Annotated in this window: 15 protein-coding genes and 1 riboswitch; of the genes, 3 read left to right on the top strand and 12 right to left on the bottom strand. The window is 71.5% G+C overall.

What is annotated here, in order from left to right:
* Positions 1–17: 17 nt before the first annotated feature.
* Positions 18–1,016 carry a GNAT family N-acetyltransferase gene (locus tag SJY07_RS20275; RefSeq protein WP_380161360.1) on the top strand — a complete coding sequence of 333 codons (999 nt, stop codon included), beginning with the start codon at positions 18–20 and terminating at the stop codon, positions 1,014–1,016.
* On the opposite strand, the gene SJY07_RS20270 is transcribed toward SJY07_RS20275, so the two are convergent.
* Positions 992–1,816: a helix-turn-helix transcriptional regulator gene (locus tag SJY07_RS20270; RefSeq protein ID WP_328292408.1), complete on the bottom strand. Its 825-nt coding sequence runs from the start codon at positions 1,814–1,816 to the stop codon at positions 992–994. The two genes, SJY07_RS20275 and SJY07_RS20270, sit on opposite strands and share 25 nt — an antisense overlap.
* A gap of 128 nt (positions 1,817–1,944) precedes the next feature.
* Between SJY07_RS20270 and SJY07_RS20265 the strand changes: the two genes are divergently transcribed.
* The gene (locus SJY07_RS20265; protein ID WP_380161359.1) at positions 1,945–2,964 is read left to right on the top strand and encodes an NAD-dependent epimerase/dehydratase family protein; all 1,020 of its coding nucleotides are present in this window, start codon (positions 1,945–1,947) and stop codon (positions 2,962–2,964) included.
* A 1-nt stretch (position 2,965) separates the two neighbouring features.
* Here the strand turns inward: SJY07_RS20265 and SJY07_RS20260 are convergent, their stop codons facing one another.
* The 4 genes from SJY07_RS20260 to typA form a co-directional block, all read right to left on the bottom strand.
* On the bottom strand, positions 2,966–4,210 hold the full coding sequence (locus tag SJY07_RS20260) for an acyl-CoA dehydrogenase family protein (RefSeq protein WP_380161358.1): 1,245 nt from the start codon (positions 4,208–4,210) through the stop codon (positions 2,966–2,968).
* Positions 4,211–4,256: 46 nt separating this feature from the next.
* A riboswitch (SAM riboswitch) is annotated at positions 4,257–4,367 on the bottom strand.
* Between the two features lie 231 nt (positions 4,368–4,598).
* A complete protein-coding gene (locus tag SJY07_RS20255) occupies positions 4,599–6,584 on the bottom strand; it encodes an AAA family ATPase (RefSeq protein ID WP_380161357.1) in 1,986 nt (661 codons plus the stop codon).
* A gap of 219 nt (positions 6,585–6,803) precedes the next feature.
* On the bottom strand, positions 6,804–7,742 hold the full coding sequence (gene mshB, locus SJY07_RS20250; protein WP_380162437.1) for an N-acetyl-1-D-myo-inositol-2-amino-2-deoxy-alpha-D-glucopyranoside deacetylase: 939 nt from the start codon (positions 7,740–7,742) through the stop codon (positions 6,804–6,806).
* Between the two features lie 230 nt (positions 7,743–7,972).
* Positions 7,973–9,865, bottom strand: coding sequence for a translational GTPase TypA (gene typA / locus SJY07_RS20245; protein ID WP_380161356.1), 1,893 nt, complete (start codon positions 9,863–9,865; stop codon positions 7,973–7,975).
* A 228-nt stretch (positions 9,866–10,093) separates the two neighbouring features.
* Between typA and SJY07_RS20240 the strand changes: the two genes are divergently transcribed.
* Positions 10,094–11,773, top strand: coding sequence for a BCCT family transporter (locus tag SJY07_RS20240; RefSeq protein WP_380161355.1), 1,680 nt, complete (start codon positions 10,094–10,096; stop codon positions 11,771–11,773).
* 67 nt (positions 11,774–11,840) lie between these two features.
* Here the strand turns inward: SJY07_RS20240 and SJY07_RS20235 are convergent, their stop codons facing one another.
* The 7 genes from SJY07_RS20235 to SJY07_RS20205 all read right to left on the bottom strand — a co-directional run bounded on the left by SJY07_RS20235 (position 11,841) and on the right by SJY07_RS20205 (position 17,562).
* A complete protein-coding gene (locus SJY07_RS20235; protein WP_380161354.1) occupies positions 11,841–12,239 on the bottom strand; it encodes a (deoxy)nucleoside triphosphate pyrophosphohydrolase in 399 nt (132 codons plus the stop codon).
* On the bottom strand, positions 12,236–12,892 hold the full coding sequence (locus SJY07_RS20230; RefSeq protein WP_380161353.1) for a DUF305 domain-containing protein: 657 nt from the start codon (positions 12,890–12,892) through the stop codon (positions 12,236–12,238). Before SJY07_RS20230 ends, SJY07_RS20235 begins: the two co-directional genes overlap by 4 nt.
* The gene (locus tag SJY07_RS20225; protein ID WP_380161352.1) at positions 12,892–13,527 is read right to left on the bottom strand and encodes a DUF3105 domain-containing protein; all 636 of its coding nucleotides are present in this window, start codon (positions 13,525–13,527) and stop codon (positions 12,892–12,894) included. The genes SJY07_RS20230 and SJY07_RS20225 overlap by 1 nt, the downstream gene beginning before the upstream one ends.
* A 132-nt stretch (positions 13,528–13,659) precedes the next feature.
* Complete coding sequence (locus tag SJY07_RS20220; RefSeq protein WP_380161351.1) at positions 13,660–13,815, bottom strand: hypothetical protein; 156 nt, start codon at positions 13,813–13,815, stop codon at positions 13,660–13,662.
* 117 nt (positions 13,816–13,932) lie between these two features.
* Entirely contained in the window at positions 13,933–15,669 is a 1,737-nt protein-coding gene (locus SJY07_RS20215) for a dipeptide ABC transporter ATP-binding protein (protein WP_380161350.1), read from the bottom strand.
* Positions 15,666–16,643, bottom strand: coding sequence for an ABC transporter permease (locus SJY07_RS20210; RefSeq protein WP_380161349.1), 978 nt, complete (start codon positions 16,641–16,643; stop codon positions 15,666–15,668). The genes SJY07_RS20215 and SJY07_RS20210 overlap by 4 nt, the downstream gene beginning before the upstream one ends.
* The gene (locus SJY07_RS20205) at positions 16,636–17,562 is read right to left on the bottom strand and encodes an ABC transporter permease (protein WP_380161348.1); all 927 of its coding nucleotides are present in this window, start codon (positions 17,560–17,562) and stop codon (positions 16,636–16,638) included. The genes SJY07_RS20210 and SJY07_RS20205 overlap by 8 nt, the downstream gene beginning before the upstream one ends.
* Positions 17,563–17,578 lie beyond the last annotated feature (16 nt).

The raw sequence follows: 17,578 nt of genomic DNA, 5'->3' as shown, positions 1-17,578 counted from the left end.
CCAGCTGGAGGAAGCACGTGGCCGAGGTCACCCGCACGCACGTGATCGAGGACCTGCAGGTGGGGTCCCGGGTGGTCGTGCGACACCGTCTCCCCGACGGTGCGGCCTCCGACGCGCTGGGCGACCTGGTGGCCGCCGACGACACCACGCTGCGGGTCGCGACCCGGCGCGGCGAGGTCACGCTCGCCCGCGCGGACGTCCTCGCGGCCAAGGCCGTCCCGCCACCGCCGGCCCGCAAGGGCCCCCCGCACACCGCGATCGGCACCGATGACCTCGAGCGGGTGATGGCGGAGCACTGGCGTCCGCTGGAGCGCCTCGACCTCGGCGGCTGGCGGTTGCGGGCGAGCGAGGGGTTCACCGGGCGCGCCAACTCCGCCCTCGCCGTCGGCGACCCCGGGGTGCCGGACGCCGTCGAGCGGGTCGAACGGTTCTACGTCGAGCGCGGCCTGCCGGCGGTGGTCGCGGTCGCACACCCCGCCGACGGTCTCGGTGAGGGCGACCCGCTGGTCGACGACCTCACCGCCCGCGGGTGGACCGTCCGCACCCCCACGGTGGTCATGACGGCCGCCACGGACGACCTGCCCGCCGCGCGCGAGGTCGCGCTCCCGGACGGCCTGCACGTCGAGACCCGTCCGGAACCCGACGACGCGTGGCTGGCGCAGTACCACTACCAGGGAGCGCCGACGGTTCCCGCGGCCGGCCGTCGCATCCTCGTCTCCGCCGACGAGCAGGTGTTCCTGCGCATCCTCGACGGGACCGAGACCGTCGCCATCGCCCGCGGTTCCCTCTCCCCCGGCTGGGCCGGGGTGACGGCCGTCGAGACCGCCCCCTCGCACCGGCGGCGGGGCCTCGGACGGCGACTGCTGGCCGAGGTCGCCGACTGGGCCCGCGACCGCGGGGCGGCCTCGACCTACCTGCAGGTGCAGGCCGACAACTCCGGCGCCCGTGCGCTGTACGGGGGGACGGGTTTCACCGTCCACCACGGCTACCACTACCGGGTGGCGCCCTCCGCCTGAAGCGCGAGGAGGGCGAGCTTGTCGGCGTCCGCACTGCCGCGGTCGGCGTGGTAGACGGCGACGGTGAGGTGCGGGGCCTCCCCCACGAGGAGTTTCTCCCGGTTGAGGGTGAGTTCCCCGACGACGGGGTGGTTCAGCACCGTCCGGGCGCCGCCCTTGCCGCGGACCTCGTGCCGGGCCCACAACCGGCGGAACCTGGGACTCGCCAACGACAACTGCCCCACGAGTTCCACGCTGCGCGGGTCCTCCTCGGTCCCCACGGACCGCCGGAACACCGCGACGAGGAACTCGGTGACCAGCTCCCACTGCGGGAACATCTCCCGTTCGTCGGGGTCGAGGAACACGTCGAGCAACCGGTTGCGACCCGCCACCAACCGCGGGGAGACGGCCGCCGCCAACGGGTTCGCCGCCAGCACGTCCAGGTGGCGTCCTTCGACGAAGGCCGGCATCCCCAGCCCGTCGAGGAACTTCAGGATCCCGGGCGGGACGGTCTCGCGCTGCCCGCGCCGCACCGGCCGGCGACGCGGTTGCTCCGTGCCCAGGCCGAGCAGGTGCTCGAGGCTCTCGTCGTCCAGCCGCAGCACCCGGGCCAGCGCTTCGAGGATCTGCACCGACGGGTTGCGGTACTTCCCCTGCTCCAGCCGCAGGTAGTACTCGCCGCTGATCCCGGCCAGCATCGCGACCTCCTCGCGGCGCAGACCGGGCACGCGCCGCCGTCCGAGCACCGGGATGCCGGCCTGCTCGGGGGTGACGAGTTCGCGGCGGGCCCGCAGGAAGTCGCCCAGCAGGTTGTCGGCCACACCCCAGGGTAGGCAGCCGGTCGACGGTCCTGCCTGGTCGTGCCACTACCAGGAGCGAGCCGGTACTGGCCCGGGACGCTGCTCGGACGGACGGTGGTGGCCGTCAGTCACCCGATCTGGAGGTCCCCATGCCCACCCGCGTTCTCGTCACCGGCGGTTCCGGCTTCATCGCCGGCCACTGCATCCTGCAGCTCCTGGCCGAGGGCCACGAGGTCCGCACCACGATCCGCTCCCCCGGTCGGGAGGCGGCCGTGCGCGCCGTGCTCCAGGGCGCCGGGACGGCGCACGGGGAGGACCTGACCTTCGTCGCGGCGGACCTGCTGGAGGACGCGGGCTGGGCCGACGCGACGGCGGGCATCGACACCGTCGTGCACGTCGCCTCCCCCGTCCGGCCCGGCCACGTCGAGGACGAGGACGACCTGATCGTCCCCGCCCGGGAGGGCACGCTGCGGGTGCTCGCCGCCGCCCGCGACGCCGGGGTTCGTCGGATCGTCCTGACGTCGGCCTTCCACGCGGTCAGCTGGGGCCACCCGCACGACGACCACGTCTTCACCGAGGAGGACTGGACGGTCCTCGACGGCCCGGGCGTCGACGCCTACGGCAGGAGCAAGACCCTCGCCGAACGCGCCGCCTGGGAGTTCGCCGCCGCGAACGGCCTGGACCTCGTCACCCTGCTGCCGGTGGCGGTGATGGGACCGGTCGTGGGGCAGGACGTCTCCGGCGCGAACCAGATCGTGCAGCGTCTGCTGACGGGCGCGGTGCCGGCGCTGCCGCACCTGTTCTTCCCGATCGTCGACGTGCGCGACGTCGCCGCCGCGCACGTCCTCGCCGTCGGCAGCGCGGAGGCCGCCGGACAGCGGTTCCTGCTCTCCGACGGCCCGACCCTGGAGTTCCCGGAGATCGCCGCGATCCTGCGCTCGGCCCTGGGGGCGGACGCCGACCGGGTCCCCACCCAGGTCCTGCCGAACGATGTCGTCCGGGCCGGCGCCGACGCCGACCCGGCGTTGCGGGCCATGGTGCCCGACCTCGGCTACGCGAAGCGGACCTCGAACGAGAAGGCCCGCCGAGTGCTCGGGTGGGCACCCCGACCCGCCTCCGAGGCCGTCGAGGCGGCGGGTCGGAGCATGGTCGAGCGCGGACTCGTGTGACCTAGCGCCCGGCCGCGGGATCCACCGAGGCGTGGGTGCCGACGTCCCACACGAACGGCGGTTCGGTGCCGTTGACCGACCAGTCGCCGACGATCCGCTGCTTGTAGATCACCGGGTTGTGCGAGGCGACCGTGCGGGCGTTGCGCCAGTGCCGGTCGAGGTCGCGGGCCCGCGAGGTGCCCGACGCGCCGAGGGTGTTGAAGAGCAGCGTCGCGGCGCGCGGGACGGACTCCGAGAGCACGACCTGGGCCTGGGCGGTCCGGATCTCGGCCTCGACGTTCGCCGCCCGGTCCGCCTCCGTCCCCGGCAGGTGTGTCGTGTCGGCGGCGGACTGGACCGCCTGCGACGCAGCGCGGGTCAGGGAGCGGGCGGTGAACGCGATCGAGGAGATCTCGCCGGCCACCGACAGCACCTGGGCGTCGTTCCTGACGAGGGGGGCCAACCCGTGGGTGTAGCTGCGGGTCCGGGTGCGGACCTCGTGCCCGGTGTCGCGTTCGACCGCCGCGGCGATCCCGGCGTGCACGGCCAGCAGGACGAGTTGGTACAGCGCGGTCTGGTAGCGGAACCGGGTGGTGAACGGGGAGACGTCGTCGGCGGCGATCTCGACGTCGTCGAGCTCGAGGGTCCCGGTCCCGGTGAGCTGCTGCCCGAAACCGTCCCAGTCGTCGGAGACGCGAACCCCCCGGCCCCGGACGGGGACCAGCGCGGTCACGACCTCGTGGGTCCCGTCCGGCAGCCGCCGGCGGGCGGTCGCGTCGGTCCAGTCGGCGTAGATCGTGCCGGTCGTGTAGTACTTCCGGCCCGAGATCGCGGTGCGCCCGTCCCGGGTGGTGACGATCGTCTGCTGCTCGCCGGTGACCCCGTCACCGACCTCGCTCCAGGAGTTCCCGACCATCTCCCCCGCCACCAGCCGCGCGATCCAGCGCGAGCGGTACTCCCCCACCGGCAGGCTCAGGACCTGCTCCACCCAGGCGATGTGGCCGCGGAAGATCTGCGGCAGGTTCGAGTCGGCGGCCGCGAGGTCGACCAGCAGGTCGGTGAACTCGACGAGGTCGAGACCGCCACCACCCTCCTCGACGGGGATGCGCAACCGGCCGAACCCGGCGTCGAGGAGTTCCCGGACCTGGTCCCGTGGCAGTTCGTGGTCCTGCTCGCGCGTCACGGTGCCGGCCGCGATCCGTTGCAGCAGCGGCGAGAAACGTTCCCGCACATCGGGTTCGACAGTGGGTTCCAGGGTGGTGCTCACGGAGCTCTCCTCGATCGTGGACGCGTCGGCCTCCGGAACGGGAGGGACAGCGTCCTTACCCGTGCCGGAGCACCAGGTCAGGTCGTCACCCGGGGCACCCCACGACGAGGAGGGTTGCCGGCCAGCGAGCCGGGGCTTGTCGCTGGCGCTCATGACCTGGGACCAGGGAACCACAGGTGGGGAGGGAGGGTCCAGCCCGCTCCGCGGGTGGCCGATCGGGCCGCGGCGGATAGCAGAACGGGAACGCCTGCTCCAGCCCCCCGGAGCAACCGTTCCCGTTCCTGTGTTCCCGCGCCACCGCCCCCGGAGGCCCCCCGGCCTCCCACGGTGCGCGAGTTCCTGCGTCGTGGTCGTCGCTCCCCTCCTGCGGCGACGACCCCGACGAGTTCTAGATCCCCCGGACGACGCCGGAGGTGGTGTCGCGCAGGTCGATGACCCGCGGCGGTGCGGACTGCGGTGCGGACTGCGCCTCGTGGGCGGCCTGCGCCGCCTCGAGCACGTCGGTGATCTCGTGACCGATGAGTTCGTGCCGTTCCAGCAGCGCGTCGCGCAGCGCCGCCACCAGGTGGCGGTTGCGGCCCATGAGTTCGCGGACGAACTCCTTCTGCTCGGTCAGCAGGTTCTCCACCAGCCGCCGCCCCTCGGAGTCACCGAGGACGCGGGAGACGAGGTTCCCGTCGGCGAACGCGCCCTGCTGGACGGCGGCGAAGGAGACCAGGGTCCCGGCCATGCCCGCCGAACCGACCATCTGCGCCGCGACCTGCGTCGCGGACTGCAGGTCGCCGGCCGGGCCGGTCGAGACGTCGCCGAAGAAGAACTCCTCGGCGACCTGACCGCCGAAGGCGATCTTGATCAGCCCGGCGAGTTCGCTGCGGGAACGGGTGTAGACGTCCTCGGCGTCACCGTGGGCGAGCAGCCCCAACGCGTTGGCGCGCTTGATGATCGTGAGGACCTCGAGGCGGCGCTGCGGGGCGACGAGCCAGGCGATCGTAGCGTGTCCGGCTTCGTGGGTCGCGATGAGCCGCGCCTCGTGGTCGGTGTAGCCGACGGGCTGGCCGAGGCCGACCTCGGTGACCAGGCGGGCCTGCTCGACGTCGCTCCAGTTCATCCCGTCGGCACCGCGACGGACGGCGTTGACGAGGGCCTCGTCGAGCAGGCTCTCGATCATCACCGGCGAGTACCCGTTGGTGATCCCGGCGAGCGCGTCACGACGTTCGTCCTCGTCGAGCGGGGCCTCGTGGGCCTTGCGGGACAGGAAGTGGTCGACGAGCTCCCGGCGGCCGACCTTGTCCGGCAGGCCGAAGCTGAGCCGACGGTCGAAACGGCCGGGACGCAGCAGGGCCGGGTCGAGGGAGTCGGCGCGGTTGGTCGCGGCGATGAGCAGGATCTCGACGGGTTCGCTCTTCGGCCGCTGCAGCCGGCGGTGCTGGGGCAGGAACCGGTTGGCGGTGTCGACGAACCAGCCCTGCAGCCGCTCGGACGTGGTGGGTTCGTCGAAGGACTGCATCTGCACGAGCAGTTCGTTGACGACGCCGCTGGCGCCTTCGCTGCTGGCCAGGCGTTCCGTCCGCAGCGCCGTCCGGCCCGTGGCGGGGAAGGACATCGCGAGGTTGGTGAGCCCCCCGCAGCCGACGATCCCGGTGGCGACGTCGGCGTCCACGGGCGTCATGGCGCTCATCCCGCCGCGGGCGCCGGCGATGGCGTCGATCTCCTCGATGAACCCGATGGCGCCGCCCTCACGACGGGCCGCCTTGCGCAGGGCCTTGAAGTAGGAGCGGAGCTTGCGGGCCGTCGCGCCGTACCACATCGACTGGAAGCTGGTCGCGGAGACGAAGAGGAAGGGGACGCCCGCCTCGCGGGCCATCGCCTTGGCCATGTGCGTCTTGCCGGTGCCGGGCGAGCCCTCGAACAGGAGTCCGCGCCGGGGCCGTCCGCCCATCTGCGTCCGGAAGGTGCGGGCCGCGAGGAACAGGTCGAGGCTGCGCTCGACGTCCTCCTTGACCGCGGCCAGACCCTTGACGTCGTCGAGGCCGATGTCGATCTGCTCGGGGCGGTAGACGACGTGCGGCGAGCGGCCGGAGACCAGCGTCTGCCCGAGGAGCAGGCCGATCATGGCGAGGAAGAAGACGAAGACCATGACGTAGATCGGGTCGACGCTCGGCAGCGGCGGCAGGACCGAGCCGGTGAAGGCCAGGCGCAGGTCGACGACGAGCAGCAGCAGGGCCACGACCATGAGCAGCGACCGGGTGCGGCGGCGGCGGTTGCGCTCGCGCTGGCGACCGACGTCCGCGCTGTCCCGTCCGGTGCGGGGCTGCGGACGCGCGCCGCGTTCGGGGTCCTTCTCGGTCCGCGGGGCGTGCTTCACGTGAGCCACGGCCGCTCCTCTCGGTCACGTCCGGGCCGGTGCGCCAGGACGTGGTCCCAGCCAACCCCGTCGTCCGGGCGATGGCTACCGGCGACCACCCTCGGTGACGCGTTCGGACGATCGCGTTCACCCGCCTGGAGCAACGGAGCGTGATCCCCCGAACACACACCACTCCCCCGATTCGGGATCCTGCTGGGATTCCCAGCGGGATCACGGATCGGAGGGGGGTCAGGAGGAGGGGGCGACGCCGGCGAAGAGGTCGGTCTCGAGGCCGTCGGCGTCGAAGGGGCCGGCGGGCACGCCGTGCACCAGGCGGTAGTGCTCGAACGGCCAGATCGGTTGCGGCACACCGTTGCTGAGCCGCATGGCCGGGACGTCACCGTCGAGGTCGAGGCTGACCTGGGTGGCGTGGGCGCGGAGCGCCGCGATCTTGGCCGGGATCTGGCCGGTCCCGTCGACGACGGTGGTGACCTCGCCGGCCGGCACGACGACGCTCGGCAGCGGCCCGTCCGGGTCCCCCGCACCCGCCGCACCGGCCTCGGCCAGGCGACGCAGGGCTTCCCGAACGGGCTGCTCCGGTTGGACGATCTCGTAGACCTTCGCCACCTGCCACGGGGCGGCACCGTCGCGTCGGTCACCCGCCGCGAGCACGAGGGCGCGCATGGTCGCCTCGTGCACCCGGACGTGGTCGGGGTGGCCGTAGCCGCCGCCCGGTTCGTAGGTCACGACGACCTGCGGACGGACCTCGCGCAGGACGGTCGCGATGTCGGCGGCGACCTCCTCGGGATCGGCCGCCGCGAGCGACCGCGGGTCGACGTCGTCTCCGGACAGCGCCGCGTGACCCGCTCGACCCGGCTCCAGCCACACCATCCCGGAGTCGCGGTAGCCGCTGCCGTCGACGCGGGTCAGGAAGCGGTGGTCGGTGACGCCGAGGGCCTCCATGGCCGTCGCCAGCTCGCCCGTGCGGTGCTCGGCGAGCTCGTCCGGGGTCAGGTGCGCCAGCTCGGGCGGGATGACCTCACCCAGCTCACCGCGCGTCGCCGTGAGCAGCACGACCCCCGCCCCTGCCTCGGCGTAGCGGGCCATCGTGGCGCCGCTGCCGATGGTCTCGTCGTCGGGGTGGGCGTGCACGAAGAGCACCCGACGGGGCTGGTCCAGCTGCTCCATGGACGCCAGGTCGGCCGGGTCCAGCTCGCCCAGGACGTCGTCGACGAGGTCCGCGGCGATCTCCAGCGGGTCCCGTCCAGCCGTCGCCGCGCCGGCGGCGCCCTCGGGCGTCTCGTCGGGCTGCTCGGGAGGTCGCGGGGTCGTCGTCATGGCCCCAGTTTGCCCCGTGATCGCAGAAGCGCTCGACCACCACCCCGCGGGGTGGTGGTCGAGCGCTGAGGAGGCTGCGGTCAGGCCTTCTTGGCCTTGGAGGCCGTCTTCGCGCGCATGTTCGCCTCGAGGACGACCTTGCGGATGCGGACGGACTCCGGCGTCACCTCGACGCACTCGTCCTCGCGGCAGAACTCGAGGCACTGCTCCAGCGACAGGTGACGCGGGGGCACGAGGCGCTCGAACTCGTCCGAGGTGGACGAACGCATGTTGGAGAGCTTCTTCTCCTTGGTGATGTTGACGTCCATGTCGTCGGCGCGGGAGTTCTCGCCGACGATCATGCCCTCGTACACCTCGAAGGTGGGCTCGATGAACATCTGCCCGCGTTCCTGCAGGTTGGTCATCGCGAACGCGGTGGCCGCCCCGGCGCGGTCGGCGACGAGCGAACCGGACTGACGGGTGCGGATCTCGCCGGCCCAGTGGTCGTACTGCGCGAAGAGCGCGTGGGCGATGCCGGTACCGCGGGTGTCGGTGAGGAACTCGGTGCGGAAGCCGATGAGCCCGCGCGAGGGGACGTAGAACTCCATGCGCACCCAGCCGGTGCCGTGGTTGGTCATCGTCTCCATGCGGCCCTTGCGGGCGGCGAGCAGCTGGGTGATCGCGCCCAGGTACTCCTCCGGGGAGTCGATCGTCAGGTTCTCGAAGGGTTCGAGGGTCTTGCCGTTCTCGTCCTTGCGGGTGACGACCTGCGGCTTGCCGACGGTCAGCTCGTAGCCCTCGCGGCGCATCTGCTCGACGAGGATGGCCAACGCCAGCTCACCGCGGCCCTGCACCTCCCACGCGTCGGGACGCTCGGTCGGGAGGACGCGGATCGAGACGTTGCCGACCAGTTCCTTCTCGAGGCGGTCCTTCACCAGACGGGCGGTGACCTTCGCGCCCTTGACCCGGCCGGCCATCGGGGAGGTGTTGATCCCGATGGTCATCGAGATGGCGGGCTCGTCGACCGTGATGAGCGGCAGCGGGTGCGGGTCGTCCGGGTCGGCCAGGGTCTCGCCGATGGTGATGTCCGGGATGCCCGCGACGGCGACGATGTCACCGGGGCCGGCCTTCTCACCGGGGACGCGGGTGACGGCCTCGGTGACCAGGAGCTCGGTGATCTTGACCCGCTCGATGGTGCCGTCGTGCTTGCACCACGCGACCTGCTGGCCCTTGATCAGCTCACCGGAGAAGATGCGCAGCAGCGCGAGGCGGCCGAGGAACGGCGAGGCGTCGAGGTTGGTGACGTGCGCCTGCAGCGGGGTCTCGGGGTCGTAGACCGGCGCGGGGATCGTGTCGATGATCGTCTGGAACAGCGGGACGAGGTCCTCGTGGTCCGGCAGACCGCCGTCCTCGGGCTGGTTCAGCGAGGCGCGGCCGTTCTTCGCCGAGGCGTAGACGACGGGGACCTCGAGGAGGCGCTCGACGTCGATGCCCTCGACGTCGCCGCCGAGGTCGAGCAGCAGGTCGATGGTCTCCTCGACGACGGCGCTGATGCGCGCGTCGGGGCGGTCGACCTTGTTGACGAGGATGACGACGGGCATGCCGGCCGCGAGCGCCTTGCGCAGCACGAAGCGGGTCTGCGGCAGCGGACCCTCGGAGGCGTCGACGAGCAGGACGACACCGTCGACCATCGACAGGCCGCGCTCGACCTCACCACCGAAGTCGGCGTGGCCGGGGGTGTCGATGATGTTGATGGTCATGCCGCCCTCGGGCGACCCCGGGCCGTTGTAGCGGACCGAGGTGTTCTTCGCGAGGATCGTGATGCCCTTCTCGCGCTCGAGGTCACCGGAGTCCATGACTCGCTCGTTGACGTCGGCGTTGGCGCGGAAGGCGCCGGACTGCCAGAGCATCGCGTCGACGAGCGTCGTCTTTCCGTGGTCGACGTGGGCGACGATCGCGACGTTGCGCAGGTCTTCGCGGGTGCTCAAGGGCATGAAGTTCTCGATCCGCTCTCGGGGGTCTCGACCGCCCGCAGCTGGATCGCAGCGCGGGCGCTAAGGAGGGTTGACACCACAGTCTATCCGCGCCTGTGGCCACCCGCGTCGAACCCCGGTGCTTGAACCGGGCAGCACCGCCCTGACCTGCGACGACACCGCAAGGATGACTCGTTCTGGTCATGCCCGGTTGGCTCCGGCTAGTCATTTCGTGTCACTCTCGGAGCCATGTCCGCACCGCCTGAACACCGATCCGGCACGTCTTCACCCACCCCCGACGGCACCCTGGGCGCCCGCGACCTCGCTCGCCTGAAGAACCCTCCCGTCGACCGGAAGACCTTCGCCGTCGCCGCGGGTGTGGTCGTGCTCTTCCTCCTCGTGGGGACGATCTGGCCGACCCAGCTGAAGTCCGGCGCGGACGCCGTCCTCGAGGTCGTCGTCGGTGACTTCGGCTGGGCCTTCGTGCTCGGCGCGACCGGCTTCGTGGTCCTCGCCCTCGTCCTGGCCTTCAGCCGCTTCGGCCGCATCCGCCTCGGTCGCGACGAGGACCGCCCGGAGCACTCCCGGGCGTCGTGGATCGCGATGATGTTCTCCGCCGGCATGGGCATCGGGCTGATGTTCTACGGGGTGACCGAGCCCGTCACCCACCTCATGACCGTCCCGCAGAACGATGCGCAGGCCGGCTCTCAGGACGCGGCGCGCGAGGCGATGAACTACTCGCTCTTCCACTGGGGTCTGCACCCGTGGGCGATCTACGCCGTCGTGGGTCTCGCCCTGGCCTACTCCAGCTACCGCAAGGAACGGGCCGGCGGGTTCTCCGCCGCCTTCGCCCCCCTGCTGCGCGGAAAGCGCGGCAAGGGTGCGGCCCGGGTCATCGACGTGTTCGCGATCTTCGCGACGCTGTTCGGCTCGGCCGTCAGCCTCGGCCTCGGCGCCGCCCAGATGAACGGGGGCCTCACCGAGGTCTTCGGCATCCCGAACAGCACCACCGTGAAGGCGATCATCATCGCCGTCCTGACCGTCTGCTTCATCCTGTCCGCGATCAGCGGGATCGAGCGCGGCATCAAGTGGCTCTCCAACACCAACATGGTGCTGGCCCTGGTGCTGCTGTTCTTCCTCTTCGTCGTGGGCCCGACCGTCTTCATGCTCAACCTGATCCCGGCCTCCGCCGGGAACTACCTGGCGGCGCTGCCGACCATGGCCTTCCGCACGGGAGCCTTCGGCGGCACCGACTGGCTCAGCGCCTGGACGTTGTTCTACTGGGCGTGGTGGGTGTCGTGGACGCCCTTCGTCGGCGCCTTCCTGGCCAAGATCTCCAAGGGCCGCACCATCCGCGAGTTCATCGTCGGCGTCATGCTCATCCCGACCGCCGTCAGCCTCGTCTGGTTCTCCGTGCTGGGCGGTGCGGCGATCGACCTGCAGCGCAAGTTCGTCGAGGGCACCGGGGGTGCCGACATCGCGGGCATCGCCAACCAGGAGTCGCAGATGTTCACGTTCCTGCAGCAGTTCCCCTGGGCCGGGGCCACGTCGGTGCTGGTCGTCCTCCTCGTCGCGATCTTCTTCGTCTCCGGCGCCGACGCCTCCAGCATCGTCATGGGCTCGCTGAGCTCCTACGGCGTCGACGAACCGCAGAAGTGGCTCGTGGCGCTCTGGGGCGGGCTGATGGGGCTCGTCGCGATCGTGCTGTTCTTCGCCGGTGGCCTGGAAGCGTTGCAGGACATCACGATCATCGCGGCCGCACCGTTCCTCGTCATCATGGTGCTGATGTGCGTGGCCCTGGTGAAGGACCTGACGCGCGACCCGGCCGTGACGGCCACGAAGCGTCGCCGCGGCGACACCAAGGACCCGCGGATCACGGCCGTCGACCACGACTGGGAGAGCCCGGTCCCCGTGGACGAGAGCCGCTGACCCACCGCGAGCACGAGACCCCCGGGACCGACGTGGTCCCGGGGGTCTCGTCCTGCTCGGGCCCTGGTCAGCCGCCCTGCATCACCGACACCAGCGGGACGTCACCGGGGAGCCAGTCCACGCCCAGCCACTGTCCGCGGGGCAGCCAGCGCAGGTCGTCGTGGTCCTGCAGCGGTTCGGGGGTGCCCTCGACCAGGACGGCCCACCAGACCCGCATCCGCAGGTCCGGGGTCAGCGGCCAGGCGCCGTCGGGATGGACGACCTCGGCGCCGAGCTCGACGCGGACGCCGAGTTCCTCGCGCAGTTCGCGGTGCAGGGCCTCGAGCGGCGTCTCCCCCGCCTCGACCTTGCCGCCGGGGAGTTCCCACCGCCCGGCCAGGGCGGGCGGGGCGCTGCGGCGGGCGGCGAGCAGCCGGGTGGGACCCTCGAGGGAGTCGACGATCGCCGCGCCCACCACGAGTCTCACGAGGTCACCGCCGAGGCGGCCGGCAGGGGTGACGCGCCGCGGGCGGCGAGGTAGCTCTCGAGGAGCTGCGACTCCGAGGTCTGGCTGGTGACGATGGCGCCGGCGAGGTCGCGGACCTCGTCGGTGGTGGCGTGGTCGGCGCCGTAGCGGGCCATCTCGATGCCGCCGGTGTGGTGGCGCAGCATGAGCTGGAGGAAGTCGACCTCGAAGGTCTCCCCCGTCTCGGAGTTCAGCCGGGCCATCTCCGCCGGGGTCGCCATGCCGGGCATGATCCGCCCCTGCCGCTGCTCGACGACGTGACGGGCGTGCAGGTCGGTGCCCGCCATCCACGCCATGACGGCTGTGCCGGAGCCGGAGATCGGCTGGTGCCAGCTGATGAGCAGCTGCTGCATCCGGCCCGCCTGGTTGCCCTGGGTGGAGGCGATGTCGAGGGCGAGCAGACGCACCTCGGCGCTCGGGGCCGCCTCGATAGCCGTGTAGGCCATCGACACCGCCTGGGAGTGGTGGGTCGCCATGTCCCGGGCGAAGCCGACGTCGACGGAGTTGGCCCCCGGAGCGGTCGGCAGGGCCCGGCCCGCGATGATCCCCAGGATCAGCGCGAGCAGCAGCGCGACGAGGCCGAGCAGCACCGCCCGGGCGGAGAGCGCTCGCATCAGCCCGTCGGCGTCCCGACGCCGTTGGAGCACAACGCGCCGGGCTCCGGGGTCTGTGCGCCCTGGACGTACTCGGAGAGGAACGCGCCGATCCTCGGGTCGTCCGCGCTCTGCACCGGCAACTGGTGGTTCCACGCGGAGAGCACGATCGGCGCCGGCAGGCCCTCGTAGGGCGAGAGCACCGTGTACGTCTCGTCGGCGACGTCGTCCTTCAGCTGCGCGACCTGGGCGGTGGGCAGGTCCGGGCGGTAGGTGATCCAGACGGCGCCGTGCTCCATGCTGTGGACGGCGTTCTCGTTCTGGACGGGGGCGTCGTAGACCCCGCAGTTGAGCCAGCGGTCGAAGTGCGAGCCCCCGACGGGTGGGTTCTCCGCGTAGGTGACCGGGGCGCTGACGTGAACACCCCCCTTGTAGGAGTAGGTCTTCACCGCGTCCAGCGAGGGCGGGGACGGCCGGTTCACCAGCACGGCCGTCACAGCGCCTGCGGCGGCGAGGACCACGACGGTCGGGATCGCGATGGTGATCGCCCGGCGGCGTCGTGCGTGGGCCTTCTCCTGGCGCTGCATCGCGGCGACGCGCGCGGCGCGGTCGCCGGCGGAGTTCCGTGGGGGCTCCCCGGAGGTCGAGCCGGCCATGGGGGTGTTCCTTCCCGTCGTGGTGGGGCACCGCCACGGCGGGTGGCGACATCTCTCAGTCTGCAACGTCGCAGACGCGGAGAAGGTTCACCGTGAGCACACTCCGGAGCGTGACCCACACCACAGCACGGCTCACCGGGGGTGTCGCGAGGCCTCCCGGGCCCGACGGGCGCGGTCACCGTGGTCGGCGCGCTCCACAGCGGCGACGCGGTGCCGCGGACTGGTCCGCCAGTAGACGACGGCGAACCCGGCAGCGATGGCGAGGACGACGAGGACGACGTACTGCATCGGACCACCGTAGACCCGGTACCCCGTGCCGCACAGTCCCCCCGGACGACTTCTGGGGAGATTCCCACCCTTCCGGAGGACCGGCGGGTGGGATCTCCCCAGGAGGTCGAACGAGGTTCAGGCACCCAGTTCGAGCTGCGCTCCGGGGATCGCCTCGAGCAGGGCCTTGGTGTACTCCTGCTGCGGGTCGTCGAAGACCGCGTCGACGCTGGAGTGCTCCACGAGCTTGCCCCGCTGCATCACCACGACGTCGTCGGCGATCTCGCGCACGACGGCGAGGTCGTGGGTGATGAACAGGTAGGTCAGGCCCAGTTCGGCCTGCAGGTCGTTCAGCAGCCGCAGGATCTGGCCCTGGACGAGCACGTCGAGCGCCGAGACGGCCTCGTCGCAGACCACGACCTCCGGCTGCAGCGCGAGCGCCCGGGCGATGGCCACGCGCTGGCGCTGACCACCGGACAGCTCGTTGGGATAGCGGCGCAACGAGCTCTGGGGCAACGAGACCTTGTCGAGCAGGTCGCGCACCCGGGCCTCGCGGCTCTTGGCGTCCCCGACGCCGTGCACCCGCAGCGGTTCCTCGATCGAGGAGAAGATGCTCCAGCTCGGGTCCAGGGATCCGTAGGGGTTCTGGAAGATCGGCTGCACCCGGCGGCGGAACGCGAAGGACTGGCGCCGGTCGAGGGTGGTGGTGTCGACGCCGTCGAAGAGCACCTCGCCCTTCGTCGCCGGCAGCAGGTTGAGGACCATCTGCGCCACCGTCGACTTGCCGGATCCCGACTCACCGACGACGGCCAGCGTCGTCCCGCGCTTCACCGAGAAGCTGACGTCGTCCACCGCGAGGAGCTTCTCCCCGCGCGGACCGGCCCCGCGGATGACGAACTCCTTGGTGAGGTTGCGGACCTCGATGACCTCGGGGGTCGCCGCGTCCGGCACCGCGACGGGGGTCTCGGCCGCGACGGCCGCGTGCGCGCCGACGGCCTTCGCCTCGGCCTGCTCGACGATGCGCGCCCGGTGCTCGGACTGCATGCGCCGCGACGCCAGCGAGGGCGCCGCGGAGACGAGGCGCTGGGTGTAGGGGTGCTGCGGCGCCCGGAGGATCTGCAGCGCCGGACCGGACTCCACGACCTGGCCCTTGTACATGACCACGAGGTGCTCGGCCCGTTCCGCGGCGAGGCCGAGGTCGTGGGTGATGAGCAGCACGGCCGTGCCGAGGTCGGCGGTGAGGGAGTCCAGGTGATCGAGGATCCCGCGCTGGACGGTGACGTCGAGCGCCGAGGTCGGCTCGTCCGCGATGAGCAGGCGCGGCCGCGAGGCCAGCCCGATCCCGATGAGCGCACGCTGGCGCATCCCGCCGGAGAACTCGTGCGGGTACTGCTTGTAGCGGCGGGCGGCGTCACCGAGCCCGGCCTCGCCCAGGACCTCGATGGCCCGCTTCTTGGCCGCCGCCCCCTTGGCCAGGCCGTTGGCCTCGATGGCCTCCTTGACCTGGAACCCGATGTTCCACACCGGGTTCAGGTTCGACATCGGGTCCTGCGGGACGAGGCCGATCTGGTTGCCGCGCAGGGCGACGTACTCACGCCGGCTGGCGTGCGCGATGTCCTTGCCGTCGAACAGGATCTGCCCGCCGACGACCTTGCCCGTCCCGGCCAGCAGACCGATGACGGCCATCGCCGAGGTCGACTTGCCCGATCCGGACTCGCCGACGATGGCGACGGTCTGACCCGGGTAGACGGTGAAGCTGGCGTTGCGCACGGCGTGCACGTCCCGCCCGCCGGAACGGAAGTCGACCTGGAGGTCCTTGACCTGCAGCAGCGGTTTGCTGCGGTCGACCGGCTGGGCGTTCTTCTCGGGGCTCATCGGGTGCGGCCCTTCGGGTCGAGGGCGTCGCGCAGGGCGTCGCCGAGCATGAGGAAGGACAGCACCGTGACCGAGAGGCCGATCGAGGGCCACAGCAGGATCCACGGGTCGGTCCGCAACGAGACGCGGGCGTTGGAGATGTCGCCACCCCAGGACACGATGCTGGGCGGCAACCCGAGGCTGAGGTAGGACAGCGTCGCCTCAGCCGCGATGAACGTCCCGAGCGAGATCGTGGCGATGACGATGACGGGACCGATGGCGTTGGGGATGACGTGGCGCACGAGCGTGGCCATCCGGCTGAGCCCCAGCGACTTCGCCGCCGTCACGTACTCGGCGCTGCGCACCTGCAGCACGGCCCCGCGCATGATGCGCGCGACCTGCGGCCAGGCGAAGAGGGCCAGGGTGAGCGCAACGGTCAGGACGTTGCGGCTCTTGAGGGTCTGCAGGAGCACGATCGCGCCGAGGATGAGCGGCACGGCGAAGAAGATGTCGGCGACCCGGGAGAGGACCGCGTCCAGCCAGCCGCCGAAGAACCCGGACAGGGCCCCCACGACACCGCCGATGACCACCACGATGACCGTCGTCAGCAGCCCGACGCTCACCGAGGCGCGGGCGCCGTAGATCAAGCGGGCGAAGACGTCGGTACCGGCCTTGGTCACGCCCAGGGGGTGCGCCGACGACGGTCCCTGCAGCGAGAGCGCGAGGTCGACGAAGCGTGGGTTCTGGTCGGTGAACCACGTCGGGAACAGCGAGACGACGATCAGCACCAGGATGATCAGGCAGGCGATGATGAAGATCGGCCGCTTGCGCAGCTGCTTCCAGGCGTCGGCGAACAACCCGCCCGAGGGGGCGGACTCGTCGACGGCGTCGACGGCCGCGAGCGGGGTCTCCTCCAGCGGGGCGACGAAGTGCTCCTGGCCGGCGCGCACCAGGGTGCCGCCAGGGTTTCCGGTCGCGTGCACGGGCTCAGACATAGCGGATCCTCGGGTCCAGGACGGCGTAGAGCAGGTCGACGACGAGGTTGGCCACCAGGTAGACGACGACCAGGATCGTCACGACCGAGACGACGGTCGGCCCCTCCTGCCGGACGACCGACTGGTACAGCAGGTTGCCGACACCGGGGATGTTGAAGATGCCCTCGGTCACGACGGCGCCACCCATGAGGGCGCCCAGGTCGGTGCCGAGGAAGGTCACGACGGGGATGAGGGAGTTGCGCAGCACGTGGACCGTCATGACGCGCGGGCCGGAGAGGCCCTTGGCCGTCGCGGTGCGGACGTGGTCGGCGGAGAGGCCCTCCGCGACGGAGTTGCGCGTGAGCCTCAGCACGTAGGCGAAGGACAACGCCCCCAACACGACGCCGGGCAGGATCAGATCGGTGAGCGCGGGATCACCACCGACCGTCGGTCGGACGATCCCCCACTTGACCCCGACGGCGTACTGGCCGATGAAGGCGAGGACGAAGACCGGGATGCCGATGACCACGAGGCTGACGAACAGCACGGTGGAGTCGAAGATCCCCCCGCGGCGCAGGCCGGCGATGAAGCCGAAGACGATGCCGAAGACGGCCTCGATGACCAGCGCCACCACCGCGAGCTTGATCGTCACGGGGAAGGCGCGGCCGATCTGGCTGATGACCGGCTGTCCGGAGAAGGACGTCCCGAAGTCCAGGGTGAAGATGCCCTTGATGAACAGCAGGTACTGGACGAGGAACGGCTGGTCCAGGTGGTACTGCGCGGTCAGCGTCGCCCGGGCCGTCGCGCTGACGGGCTTGTCCCCGAACAACGCGAGGATCGGGTCCCCCGGCAGCAGGAACACCAACGCGTAGATCAGGAGCGTGGCTCCGAAGAAGACGGGCACCATCTGCAACAGACGGCGCCCGATGTACCAACCCATCACGAGCCTCCTCGGG

It is taken from the genome of Kineococcus sp. R86509 (assembly GCF_042466365.1).
Classification (GTDB): Bacteria; Actinomycetota; Actinomycetes; order Actinomycetales; family Kineococcaceae; genus Kineococcus.
This window is presented reverse-complemented; position numbering and strand designations above follow the sequence as displayed.